This is a genomic window from Mesorhizobium sp. CNPSo 4688 (genome assembly GCF_057784295.1).
Genome location: NZ_JBWLUY010000014.1, coordinates 87,121 through 99,335, shown reverse-complemented (window position 1 = coordinate 99,335; position 12,215 = coordinate 87,121). Strand labels below are relative to the sequence as shown.

The 12,215-nt window shown below is 63.5% G+C and carries 14 protein-coding genes; 9 read left to right on the top strand and 5 right to left on the bottom strand.

From position 1 onward, the window contains the following. Positions 1-65 precede the first annotated feature (65 nt). The 5 genes from hmgA to AC04SH_RS25350 are packed head-to-tail and all read left to right on the top strand — an operon-like array spanning position 66 to position 4,131. Positions 66-1,379, top strand: coding sequence for a homogentisate 1,2-dioxygenase (hmgA, locus tag AC04SH_RS25370; protein ID WP_488577114.1), 1,314 nt, complete (start codon positions 66-68; stop codon positions 1,377-1,379). A gap of 10 nt (positions 1,380-1,389) precedes the next feature. Next, complete coding sequence (locus tag AC04SH_RS25365; RefSeq protein ID WP_488577113.1) at positions 1,390-2,277, top strand: MBL fold metallo-hydrolase; 888 nt, start codon at positions 1,390-1,392, stop codon at positions 2,275-2,277. Then, the gene (locus tag AC04SH_RS25360; RefSeq protein ID WP_488577112.1) at positions 2,274-3,287 is read left to right on the top strand and encodes a fumarylacetoacetate hydrolase family protein; all 1,014 of its coding nucleotides are present in this window, start codon (positions 2,274-2,276) and stop codon (positions 3,285-3,287) included. Before AC04SH_RS25365 ends, AC04SH_RS25360 begins: the two co-directional genes overlap by 4 nt. A gap of 14 nt (positions 3,288-3,301) precedes the next feature. Then, entirely contained in the window at positions 3,302-3,598 is a 297-nt protein-coding gene (locus AC04SH_RS25355; RefSeq protein ID WP_488577111.1) for a hypothetical protein, read from the top strand. Then, the gene (locus tag AC04SH_RS25350) at positions 3,595-4,131 is read left to right on the top strand and encodes a DinB family protein (protein ID WP_488577110.1); all 537 of its coding nucleotides are present in this window, start codon (positions 3,595-3,597) and stop codon (positions 4,129-4,131) included. Before AC04SH_RS25355 ends, AC04SH_RS25350 begins: the two co-directional genes overlap by 4 nt. Here AC04SH_RS25350 and AC04SH_RS25345 read toward each other — a convergent pair. Continuing rightward, on the bottom strand, positions 4,128-4,319 hold the full coding sequence (locus AC04SH_RS25345) for a type II toxin-antitoxin system Phd/YefM family antitoxin (protein ID WP_488577109.1): 192 nt from the start codon (positions 4,317-4,319) through the stop codon (positions 4,128-4,130). The genes AC04SH_RS25350 and AC04SH_RS25345 overlap by 4 nt on opposite strands. Positions 4,320-4,383: 64 nt before the next feature. Further along, entirely contained in the window at positions 4,384-5,499 is a 1,116-nt protein-coding gene (gene hppD, locus AC04SH_RS25340) for a 4-hydroxyphenylpyruvate dioxygenase (protein ID WP_488577108.1), read from the bottom strand. Positions 5,500-5,638: 139 nt separating this feature from the next. On the opposite strand from hppD, the gene AC04SH_RS25335 reads away from it, so the two are divergent. After that, complete coding sequence (locus tag AC04SH_RS25335; protein ID WP_488577107.1) at positions 5,639-6,106, top strand: Lrp/AsnC family transcriptional regulator; 468 nt, start codon at positions 5,639-5,641, stop codon at positions 6,104-6,106. Positions 6,107-6,342: 236 nt separating this feature from the next. On the opposite strand, the gene AC04SH_RS25330 is transcribed toward AC04SH_RS25335, so the two are convergent. Next, positions 6,343-6,681, bottom strand: a complete 339-nt coding sequence (locus tag AC04SH_RS25330; protein WP_352592462.1) for a protein tyrosine phosphatase family protein — start codon at positions 6,679-6,681, stop codon at positions 6,343-6,345. A 208-nt stretch (positions 6,682-6,889) separates the two neighbouring features. On the opposite strand from AC04SH_RS25330, the gene AC04SH_RS25325 reads away from it, so the two are divergent. After that, positions 6,890-7,234: a RidA family protein gene (locus AC04SH_RS25325; RefSeq protein WP_142869644.1), complete on the top strand. Its 345-nt coding sequence runs from the start codon at positions 6,890-6,892 to the stop codon at positions 7,232-7,234. A 37-nt stretch (positions 7,235-7,271) separates the two neighbouring features. Here AC04SH_RS25325 and hutC read toward each other — a convergent pair whose 3' ends face one another. Both hutC and AC04SH_RS25315 read right to left on the bottom strand, forming a co-directional pair. Beyond that, entirely contained in the window at positions 7,272-8,012 is a 741-nt protein-coding gene (hutC, locus tag AC04SH_RS25320) for a histidine utilization transcriptional repressor HutC (protein WP_488577106.1), read from the bottom strand. After that, entirely contained in the window at positions 8,009-9,361 is a 1,353-nt protein-coding gene (locus tag AC04SH_RS25315) for a formimidoylglutamate deiminase (protein ID WP_488577105.1), read from the bottom strand. The genes hutC and AC04SH_RS25315 overlap by 4 nt, the downstream gene beginning before the upstream one ends. An 88-nt stretch (positions 9,362-9,449) precedes the next feature. Between AC04SH_RS25315 and hutI the strand changes: the two genes are divergently transcribed. Beyond that, positions 9,450-10,679, top strand: coding sequence for an imidazolonepropionase (gene hutI, locus AC04SH_RS25310; RefSeq protein WP_488577104.1), 1,230 nt, complete (start codon positions 9,450-9,452; stop codon positions 10,677-10,679). Then, positions 10,676-12,214, top strand: coding sequence for a histidine ammonia-lyase (hutH, locus tag AC04SH_RS25305; protein ID WP_488577103.1), 1,539 nt, complete (start codon positions 10,676-10,678; stop codon positions 12,212-12,214). Before hutI ends, hutH begins: the two co-directional genes overlap by 4 nt. Position 12,215: the final 1 nt, after the last annotated feature.

Genomic DNA, 12,215 nt, shown 5'->3' with positions numbered 1-12,215 from the left:
TTTGGTCAACAGTACCGGCAAGCCGCGTTCAGCTGGCTCAAGAGACCGGGATCAGGGAGGATCGGATGGCCTTTTCCTACATGCCGGGCTTCGGCAATGATTTTGAAACCGAAACCTTGCCCGGCTCGCTGCCGCAGGGGCGCAATTCCCCGCAGCGGCCGGCCTATGGGCTCTATGCCGAGCAGCTTTCGGGCTCGCCCTTCACTGCCCCGCGGGGCACCAATGAGCGCTCCTGGCTCTACCGCATCCGGCCGAGCGTAAAACACACCGGCCGCTTCAAGGCGGCAAGTTACCCCCTGTGGAAGACAGCCCCCAATGTCGGCGACCACGAACTGGCGCTCGGCCAGTATCGCTGGAACCCGGTGCCCATGCCGACGGAGCCGACCGATTTCATCGCCGGCATGCACACCATCACCACCGCCGGCGAAGTGCTGGGACAGAGCGGCATGGCCGCGCATGTCTATGTCGCCAACCGTTCGATGGTCGACGACCATTTCTTCAACGCCGACGGCGAATTGCTGGTCGTGCCGCAGGTTGGCGCCTTGCGCTTCGTCACCGAGATGGGCGTCATCGAGCTTCGGCCCGGCGAGATCGCCGTGCTGCCGCGCGGGCTGGTGTTCAAGGTCGAACTCGTCGACGCCGAAGTGCGCGGCTATGTCTGCGAAAACTACGGCGCCAAGCTGACGCTGCCCGACCGCGGCCCGATCGGCGCCAACTGCCTGGCCAATCCGCGCGACTTCAAGACGCCTTGCGCCTGGTTCGAGGAAAAGGAGACGCCGTGCCGGCTGACGGTGAAATGGTGCGGCAATTTCCACGTCACCGAGATCGGCCATTCGCCGCTCGACGTCGTCGCCTGGCACGGCAACTATGCGCCCTATAAATATGATCTGGCGACGTTTTCGCCCGTCGGCGCCATCCTGTTCGACCACCCGGACCCGTCGATCTTCACCGTGCTGACGGCGCCGAGCGGCGAGGAGGGCACCGCCAACATTGACTTCGTCATCTTCCCGCCGCGCTGGCTGGTGGCGGAGGATACGTTCCGGCCGCCCTGGTATCACCGCAACATCATGAGCGAGTTCATGGGCCTGATCCACGGCCAGTACGACGCCAAGGAGGAAGGTTTCGTGCCCGGCGGCATCAGCCTGCACAATCTGATGCTGGCCCACGGCCCAGATGCGCCTGGCTTCGAAAAGGCCTCGCGTGTCGAACTGAAACCGGTCAAGCTCGACAACACCATGGCGTTCATGTTCGAGACCCGATTCCCGCAGATGCTGACCCGCTACGGCGCCGAGCTGGAAACAAGACAGGACAATTACATCGACTGCTGGTCCGATCTGAAGAAGCGTTTCAACGGCACGCCGGAGGGCGACTGGTCTTGAGGCTCGCCCTATGAGCGACCGGCTGGTGTGTCTCGGTTCCAAGGGCGGCCCGGCGCTGCGGCCGGGTGGGCCATGGCCGAGTTCATCGCTGCTGGAACTCGGCGGGCGAACCATCGTCGTCGATTGCGGGCTCGGCGTCACGCGTGGCCTGGTCGATGCCGGCATCGGCCTCAAGGCGCTCGACCTGATCTTCATCACCCATCTGCATTCCGACCATGTGCTGGAACTGGGGCCGCTGCTGCACACCGCCTGGACCGCCGGTCTGGCCAGTCCGGTGACACTGTTCGGACCGCCCGGCACCGGCCACTACTGGCGCCGTTTCTGCCAGGCGATGGAGTTCGACATCGAGATCCGCATCGTCGATGAAGGCCGGCCGGACATTCGTGAACTGGTTTCGATCGTCGAATTCGCCGAGGGCGAGATTTTCGCGAAGGACGGCCTCAGGGTTTCAGCACTGCGCGTCGATCATCCGCCGGTGACCGACTGTTTTGCCCTGCGCTTCGACCACGCCGGCAAAAGCGTAGTGTTCTCAGCTGACACCGCCTTCTTCCAGCCGCTCGCCGGTTTTGCCAAAAATGCCGACATCCTCGTCCATGAAGCCATGCTGGAAGAAGGCATCGAGCGTCTGGTCGCCAGGACCGGCAACGGCGTGCGGCTCAGGGAACACCTGCTTGCCAGCCACTCTTTTGCCGAGGAAGCCGGGCGCATCGCCACTGAGGCCGCGGTAAAAAGGCTGGTGCTCAATCACCTCATTCCGGCCGACGATCCCGCGATCGTGGAGATCGATTGGGAGGCCGCTGTCAGGAAATCGTGGGTGGGTGACTTGACGATTGCCCGCGACGGCCTTGTTGTGAACGTAGACGGCGCCAAAGCCGCATCAGGAGAGGAAACCGCATGAAGCTTGCCACATTGAAGGACGGGACGCGCGACGGAAAACTCGTCGTCGTCTCGCGCGACCTGACGCGCTTCACCGACGCCTCGTTCCTGGCGCGAACGCTGCAGGCGGCGCTCGACGACTGGCAGCGGATTTCGCCGCATCTGGCGACGATTGCAGAATCGCTGGAAAACAATGCAGTGCCGTCGGCACGCTTTCATGAGCATGACGCCCATTCGCCGCTGCCGCGCGCCTATCAATGGGCCGACGGGTCGGCCTATGTGAACCATGTCGAGCTGGTGCGCAAAGCCCGTGGCGCCGAGATGCCGGCAAGCTTCTGGACCGATCCGCTGATCTATCAGGGCGGCTCGGATTCCTTTATCGCGCCGCGCGAGCCGATCCGCATGGCCGATGAGGCCTTCGGCATCGATATGGAGGCGGAGGTCGCCGTCATCGTCGACGATGTGTCGATGGGCGCAAGCCTAGACCAGGCGCGTGCGGCGATCCGGTTGGTCATGCTGGTCAACGACGTGACGCTGCGCGCGCTCACCGGTCCCGAACTCGCCAAAGGGTTCGGCTTCTTCCAGTCAAAGCCGTCCTCGGCCTTTTCGCCGGTGGCGGTGACGCCGGACGAACTCGGCGACGCCTGGGATGGCGGCAAGGTCAGCCTGCCGCTGCTCGCCGACCTCAACGGCAAGCCGTTCGGCCGCGCCAATGCCGGCGTCGACATGACCTTCGATTTCCCGGCTCTGATTGCCCACGCCGCCAGGACGAGGCCACTGATAGCCGGCACCATCATCGGTTCCGGCACCGTCTCCAACAAGCTGGATGGCGGGCCAGGCAAGCCGGTGTCGGCGGGTGGCGCCGGCTATTCCTGCATCGCCGAATTGCGCATGATCGAGACCATTGAGTCAGGCGAACCCAAGACGCCATTCCTGCGCTTCGGTGACACGGTGCGCATCGAGATGAAGGACAAGACCGGCCATTCGATCTTCGGCGCCATCGAGCAGAAGGTCGAGAAATACCAGGCGTAGCAGGGGGCAATGCAATGACGGGCGAGGCGTTCTATCTGTTGGCCGGCGTCTGGGCGCTTGGGATTCTGGTGGTGTTCATCCAAGCAATCCGGCTGAGTTACCGCATTGAGGCGCGCTCGCCCGACCTGACCAACCGCAGCGGCTACCCGCGCAAGGCGATGATGTTCCACACCATCACTAACACCAATGTGGCGCGTGACGAGGAAACGCAGGCCATGCGCCGGCGCATGAACCGGCTGTTGCTGATAGTTGTCGCCGGCTTCGCGGTCATGGCGGCAGGCATTGGCCTGGTCAGACGAATGAACTCGTGACCCTGCTCGACCACCTGCGCCGCATGGCCGGCAACAATCTCTGGTCGAATGACCGGCTCTACCGCGCCGTGCTGCAGCTGAAGCCCGGCGAATTCGAAGCCGAACGCACCAGCTTCTTTCCGTCGATCAAGGCGACGCTCAACCACATCCTCGCGGTCGACCATCTCTATCTCGATTTCCTGGAAGAGGGCGGCGTCGGTGCGGCCGCCCATGACGATTACGTGCCGTTCGATGAGCCGCAAGCGCTGTTTGCCGCCCAGACCGCGGCCGACCGGCGGCTAATCGCTTTTTGCGGCAAGCTGTCGGAGGCCGATCTCGACCGCCGCGTCATCACCGACCGGCGCGAGGACGGCATGATCCCCGAAAAGATCGGCGATATCCTCGCCCATGTCTTCCTGCACGACATCCACCATCGCGGCCAGGTGCATGCGATGCTGTCCGGCACGTCGGTCGCGCCGCCGCAGTTGGACGAGTTCCTGCTCGATTATGATTTGAAGGTGAGGAAGGAAGAGGTCGAGCGGCTGGGCCTCTAGTTATAGGCGATCGGCCTTTCCGAGACCGAGGTGAAGTCGATGCGTGGTTGAGAGCCAAGCTGAGCCGGCGGAGGCAGAAGACGCGCTACGGGCTTGCCGCGGCGGGTGATTACTATCTCTTCGCCGGCTTTCGCGCGCCTTACGAGTTCCGACAGTTTGGCTCTGGCTTCGGTTATGGAGACGTTCACAGCTCGACCTCTTGTGATCTTAGCTTAGATCAAAGCCGATCGAGCCGCAAACAAGTGTGTGGTCTCAGGCCGCTTTGCCGTCGACCTTGATCACGCCGCGCTTGATCTGATCCTGCTCGATCGATTCGAACAGAGCGCGGAAGTTGCCTTCGCCAAAGCCTTCGTCGCCCTTCCTCTGGATGAACTCGAAGAAGATCGGGCCGATCACGGTCTTGGAGAAGATCTGCAGCAGAATCTTGGTCATGCCGCCATCGACCACGCCTTCGCCGTCGATCAGGATGCCGTGCTTCTTCATCCGCTCGATCGGCTCGTCATGGCCGTTCACGCGCTCGTGCGACATCTCGTAATAGGTGTCGGGCGGGCCGGGCATGAACTTCAGCCCGTTTGCGGCGAGCTTGTCGGTGGCTTCGTAGATCGCGTCGGTGCCGACCGCGATATGCTGGATGCCCTCGCCATTGTACTTCTTCAGATATTCGGCGATCTGGCTGGTTTCGTCCTTGGACTCGTTCAGCGGGATGCGGATCTTGCCGCAGGGCGAGGTAATCGCGCGGCTCACTAGCCCGGTGATCTTGCCGTCGATGTCGAAGAAATGAATCTGCTTGAAGCCGAACAGCTCGCGATAAAAGTCCCACCATTTATCCATCTGGCCGCGATAGACATTGTGGGTGAGGTGATCGAGGAAATAGAAGCCGACGCCTTGCGGCCGCGGATCGCGTTCGCCCAGCCACTCGAACTCGGCATCATAGGCCGAGCCCTTCTTGCCATAGGCGTTGATGAAATAGAGCAGCGAGCCGCCAATGCCGACGATCGCCGGCACATCCAGCGCCTTGTCGTCGTCTTCATAGGGCGTCGCGCCTTTCGACACCGCATGGTCGAAGGCATGTTTGGCATCGACCACGCGCCACGCCATCGAGGCGGCGCAGGGACCGTGCTTGTCGGCGAATTTCATCGCATGCGAGCCCGGCTCGGCATTGACGACATAGTTGATGTCGCCCTGGCGCCAGACGGTGATGTCTTTCGTGCGGTGTTTGGCCACCGCGACATAGCCCATGCGGGTGAACAGTTCGGCGAGCTTCTGCGGCTCCGCATGCGCGAACTCGACGAATTCGAAGCCGTCGGTGCCGGCGGGGTTCTCCTTGCTGATCTTGGCGGGCGGGGCGTCGTGCGGGAAGGGACCCATGGCATTCCTCCAAACGGATGGTGGCCGCATCGGACCACGAGATATCGAATGATAGCTCAAAGTGGCCGCACGGTGCTTGCATTCAAACGCTTGAAATGATCATGTCGTGCGTAATTCATGCATGATTGGAGAAAAATCCATGGATGGCGCGCGCATCGATCAATTCGATCGCAAGATAATGGCTCTTTTGCAGGGCGACGCGCGGCTCACCAACAACGACCTGTCGGAACGCGTGAACCTGTCGGCATCACAATGCTCACGCCGCCGCCAGCGGCTGGAGGAAGACGGCTACATCAAGGGCTACCGCGCCGTTCTCGACCGCGACAAGCTCGGCTTCTCGCTGGTCAACGTCATCTCGGTGACCTTGGCCACCCACAACCGCGACAACGCCAGGCGCTTCGGCGAATTGCTGGCGCGGCTGCCGGAGGTGCAGGAGGCGCACGCACTGACCGGCGAGATGGATTATATATTGAAAGTGGTGACGCCGGACCTCAAGTCACTGTCGGAGTTCGTCAACGGCGTCCTCCTGCCGCACGAATCCGTGCAGCATGTGAAGACGGCGATCGTGCTCGAGACGCTGAAGGAAACCGGCGCGTTGCCGATCTAGTTTTCCTAGATTTTATCGGATGCGTCGGCGGGACAGCGCCGCCCTCTGTCCTGCCGGACATCTCCCCCACAAGCAAGGGGGGAGATCGGATGTCGCGCGGGCTTTCGCCAATCACCTAACGTTGTAGGAAAGGCGCCGTCGGCGAAGCTGCTAATCTCCCCACCTGTGGGGGAGATGTCCGGCAGGACAGAGGGGGGCGCGAAGGATCGCCAGCCCTTGGGGACTGCGCTAACCCTTCACCCCTTCGACTGCTGGATCAGCCCATACAAATTCGTGCACCGCGCACCTGAGCGGCAGTAGGCGAAGACCGGGCCTTCGAGCGCGTCGAGCGCCTCGGCCTGGTCTTCTACATTCTCGGCCGTGATCTGGCCGCTGATCACCGGGATGTAGCGGAAGGCCAGTCCTGCGGCTTCGACCGCCGCCTTGACGCTGTCGGCTGAAGGCTGGCCTGGCTGTTCGTCATCCGGCCGATTGCAGATCACGCTCTTGAAGCCGGCTTCCTTGATGGCGGCGGCATCTTCGGGCTGGATCTGGCCCGAGACCGAATAGTCCTCGCTGATTTCGCGATATTCCATGGCTGTCATCCTCGCAATCTGGTTCGGCCGGAGTCTTGCCACTCTCGCACGAGATCGGCAATCCGCGCCGGAAAGAAATCCCTCGGCGCAGATAGACATTTGCGACCTGAGATCCAACCCAGGCTCAAGAGGTTTCACGCTGTTGGCCTTGCCCGCAGCCAGTGCCAACTCTAAACAGGCCCCCTCCGACAACAGGAAGGAACCTCCCATGAGCATTCGTCGCATTGATGTTGGCCCGCGCATGAGCCAGATCGTCATCCACGGCAACACCGTCTATCTGGCCGGCCAGGTTGGAACGCCTGGCGCCAGCGTCGGCGAACAGACCAAGTCGATCCTGGCCACCATCGACGAATTGCTGGCCAAGGCCGGCACTGACAAGACCAAGATCCTGCAGGCGATCATCTGGCTGGCCGACATGGGTACCTTCGCCGAGATGAACAAGGAATGGGACAAGTGGGTGCCGCAAGGCAACACGCCTGCCCGTGCCACTGGAGAGGCCAAGCTCGCTGGGCCAGAGTATGTGGTCGAGATTATTATTACGGCGGCGATTTAAGGCGGGGCGCTAAACCCTCCCCCCGGGGGGAGGGTAATCAACCCTGCGAAGGCCTGAACCTTGCCACCAGCGTGTGGCTCTCCGCGGCATAAGTGAACCTCACCTGCGTCACTGGATACTCGGCGCTCCAGGTCCGGCGTTCGACCACCAGGCACGGCGCGCCGGTTGCGATGTCGAGCGCTTCGGCAATGTGCCTGTCCGCCCCTACCGCGCGGATGCGGTGCTCGGCCTCGCTCCATGGCACGCGGCCGATCAGCCAGGGGCCGGGGGCGATGTCGAGAAATTCTTCCTCAGCGGCTTCCGCGACAGCGGCGAGATTGATCAGCCGCTGTTCGTGCGCGAATGGCCGCTTGCCGGCGAAATGCCGGCATTCCAGCGCCAGCACCTGTCCGGCGGCGCTGAGTTCCAGCAAGCCACGATCCTCGGCGCTGCTGCGCCTCTTTTGCCGCGCCACGCGCTCGTAGCGATAGGCCAAGCCGAGCGCCTCGACCTCGATCCTGATGTCGTGGATCTCCAGCACCGCCGCTTGCGACTGTGGTTGGCGCACAAAGCTGCCAGAGCGGCGGCGACGCTCGATCAGCCCGGCCTTGGCCAGTTGCGACAGCGCCTTGTTCACCGTCATGCGCGAGCAATTGTATTCGGCCGTTAGTTCGAGCTCGAACGGGATGCGGAAGCCAGGCGCCCAGACGCCGGAGATTATTTTCTCGCTTATGTCGGACAGGATGCGCTGGTGCAGCGAGCCGCCGCCTTCCACCGCCGCTGTCTCGATCATGCTCATGCTGAAAGCGCCATCATCACTTGGCGAAAACGCTCGGCGATCGCCTCGCGCCTGGCGTGCCGGCCGCCGCTGACCTGCTTTATGCCATGCACCCAGACGCAATCGACCTTGCTGCCATTGGCAAAGATCCAGGCATCGAGGATGGCATCGCCGCTCTTGCCGGCAAGCGAAACATGGTTTTTGTCGAGCGAGACGAAATCGGCTGCGGCGCCTGCCGCGATCCGCGACGGGCCGGCGCCAAGTGCGGTGCTGCCGCCGTCGAGCGCGGCGTCGAACAGCGCGCGCCCGGTCGAGCCGCCGGCAACCGCCAGCACATTGCGGGCGCGGTGCGCAAGGCGCTGCGAATATTCGAGCTGGCGCAATTCGTCCGGCAGGCCGATCAGCACATTGGAATCGGAGCCGACGCCGAAGCGGCCGCCATGTTCGGTGAACAGCGGCGCCGCAAAGGTGCCGTCACCGAGATTGGCCTCGGTGATCGGGCACAGGCCGGCAATGGCGCCACTCTTCGCCATGCCGATGATCTCAGTCTTGGTCATGTGGGTGGCATGGATCAGGCACCAGCGTTGGTCGATGCCGGCATTGGCGAGCAGCCATTCGACCGGCCGCGCGCCCGACCAGGCCAGGCAGTCCTCGACCTCCTTCACCTGCTCGGCGACGTGGATGTGGATCGGGCCTTCCGGCGCCATAGCAGCGACCGCGCTGAGTTCCTCCGGCGTTGCGGCGCGCAGGCTGTGCGGGGCGACGCCGACGACAGCCTGATTCAACCCGCGAACGGATTCGCGGCTTTTCTCAAGCAAGCGTCCGAAGCGATTCACATCGTTGATGAATCGCCGCTGGCCTTCGTTTGGAGCAGTACCGCCGAAGGACGAATGCGCATAAAACACTGGCAGTAGCGTCAGGCCGATACCCGTCTCGGCGGATGCAGCAGCAATGCGCTCGGCCATCTCGGCAAGGTTGGCGTAGGGTTTTCCGTCGCGGTCGTGGTGGAGATAGTGGAATTCGCCGACGCGCGAAAAACCGGCCTCCAGCATCTCGACATAGAGCTGCGCGGCAACTGCCTCGACCTGGTCCGGCGTCATCGACAGCGCGAAGCGATACATCACCTCGCGCCAGCTCCAGAAACTGTCGGCAGAGGGGCCGCGCAGTTCTGCAAGCCCGGCCATGCCGCGCTGGAAGGCGTGGCTGTGCAGGTTCGGCATGCCGGGCACGAGAATAGCGTACCGGTCATCGTCGGCCTGCAGCGAGGAGCCTGGCTCGACCGCCGCGATCTGACCGCCACTCAGCGAGATTCGCACCTTGTTATGCCAGCCATCGGCCAGCAGCGCCTGTTCCGCAAAGATCGCCGTCACGTTTTTCTCCGCATTCCATGAACAATGCACTTGCAGTGCGTTTCAATATGTATATACATAATCGCCATCCAATCAACGGAAAAAGATGATGGCGGCACAGAACAAAAGCCGGGCAGGGGGCCTTCACCTTTGGCGCAATGCGCGCCTGGCGACCATGGCCGAAGCCGGACTGAGTATTGTCGAGAAGGGCGCGATCGCCGCCCGCGACGGCGTCATCGTCTATTCCGGCCCGGAAGCCGACATGCCGTCAGCCCTGGCTCAGGGCAGCGAGACGACCAACTGCGAAGGCCGCTGGATCACGCCCGGCCTGATCGATTGCCACACCCATCTCGTCCATGCCGGCAACCGCGCCAATGAGTTCGAAATGCGGCTGGCCGGCGCCACCTATGAAGAGGTCGCCCGCGCCGGCGGCGGCATCGTCTCCTCGGTCAAATCCTTGCGTGCTGCCAGTGAAGACGAGTTGGTTGCGCAGACGCTGCCACGCCTCGATGCACTGATGGCAGAGGGCGTCACCACGGTGGAGGTAAAGTCGGGCTACGGGCTCGATCTCGAAAATGAACAGAAGTCGCTGCGCGCGGCCCGGCGCCTCGACAAGGAGCGGCCAGTGACGGTCCGCACCACCTTCCTCGGCGCGCATGCGTTGCCGCCGGAAGCCAAGGGCGACAAGGACGCGTTTGTCGATCTGGTCGCAAACACAATCCTGCCGGCTATCGCCGGAGAGGGCCTTGCCGACGCCGTCGACGGTTTCTGCGAAGGCATCGCTTTTTCGCCGGAGCAGATCGCCCGCGTCTTCGACAAAGCAAGGGCACTCGGCCTGCCCGTAAAACTCCATGCCGACCAGCTGTCCAACCTGCATGGTGCAGCCCTTGCCGCCCGTTATGGCGCGCTGTCGGCCGACCATCTCGAATATACAGACGACGCCGGTGCTGCGGCGATGGCCAAGGCCGGCACCGTGGCGACCATCCTGCCCGGCGCCTACTACTTCATTCGCGAAACCAAGAAGCCGCCGATTAGCCTGTTTCGCCAACACGGCGTCAAGATGGCCGTCGCCACCGACAACAATCCCGGCACCTCGCCGCTGACCTCGCTGCTTCTGACCATGAACATGGCTGCGACGCTGTTTGGCCTGACGGTCGAGGAATGCCTGGTCGGCACCACCCGCGAGGCGGCCCGCGCGCTCGGACTGCTCGGCCAGACCGGCACGCTCGAGGCAGGCAAATCCGCCGACCTGGCGATTTGGAACATCGAGCGCCCGGCCGAACTCGTCTACCGCATGGGCTTCAACCCGCTTCATGCCCGCATCTGGAGAGGACAATGACCGAACTCAACCTGAAGCCCGGCAATGCGACGCTGGCCGACTGGCGCGCGATCTACCGTGGCGCCGTGCCGAAGCTCGACGTTGCCTGTCGCCCGAAGATCAAGGCCAGCGCCGAGGCGGTCGCCCGCATCGTCGCCAAGGGTGAACCGGTCTATGGCATCAACACCGGCTTCGGCAAACTGGCCAGCGTCCGCATTCCGGCCGCCGACCTCGAAACGCTGCAGCGCAACATCGTTCTGTCGCACGCCGCCGGCGTCGGCGAGCCGATGCCGGTCGCGGTGGTCCGGTTGATGATGGCGCTAAAACTCGCCAGCCTGGCGCAGGGCGCTTCCGGCGTGCGGCCGCAAACCATCGAATTGCTGGAAGCGATGCTGGCCAACGACGTCATCCCCGTCGTGCCGGCGCAAGGCTCGGTCGGCGCCTCCGGCGATCTCGCGCCGCTGTCGCACATGACCGCGGTGATGATCGGCGTCGGCGAATGCTTTACCCCGCATGGCCGCTTCCCGGCCAAGGTCGCTTTCGTCTCGCACGGGCTGGAGCCGGTGACGCTCGGCGCCAAGGAAGGTCTTGCACTGCTCAACGGCACCCAATTCTCGACCGCCTATGCGCTGGCCGCATTGTTCGAGGCCGAGGTGCTCTACCAGTCGGCGCTGGTCGCCGGTGCGCTGTCGACCGACGCCGCCAAGGGTTCGGACGCGCCCTTCGATCCGCGCATCCATCTGCTGAGAAAGCACCCCGGCCAGATCGAGACGGCGCAAGCGCTGCGCAACCTGATGGCCGGCAGCGCCATCCGGGAATCGCACCGCGTCGGCGACGAGCGCGTGCAGGACCCGTACTGCCTGCGTTGCCAGCCGCAGGTAATGGGTGCAGCCCTCAGCGTGTTGCGTCAGGCCGCCGATACGCTCGGCACCGAAGCCAATGGCGTCACCGACAATCCGCTGATCTTCGCCGAGGACGATACCGCGCTCTCCGGCGGCAATTTCCACGCCGAGCCGGTGGCTTTCGCCGCCGACATGATCGCGCTCGCCGTCTGCGAGATCGGCTCGCTGTCGGAACGCCGCATCGCCATGCTGGTTGACCCCGCGCTGTCCGGCATGCCGGCGTTTTTGACGCCGAAGCCCGGCCTGAACTCCGGCTTTATGATCCCGCAGGTGACGGCGGCAGCGCTGGTTTCCGAGAACAAGCAGAAGGCCTATCCGGCCAGCGTCGATTCCATCCCGACCTCGGCCAACCAGGAAGACCATGTCTCGATGGCGGCGCACGGCGCGCGCCGGCTGATCGGCATGGTGGAGAATGCCACGGCCGTCATCGGCATCGAACTTTTGGCCGCCGCGCAAGGCTGCGATTTCCATGCGCCTCTGGCGTCGAGCGCGGCCCTTGAAGCCGTGCGCAAGCTGGTCCGCGCCGAGGTGCCGCATCTCGACACCGACCGGCATTTCCATCCCGACATGGAAAAGGCCATCGCCATGGTGCGCAGCGGCGCCACCATCAAGGCTGCCGGCGCGGTGACACTGCCTTCGATTTCGGGAGCCTGAC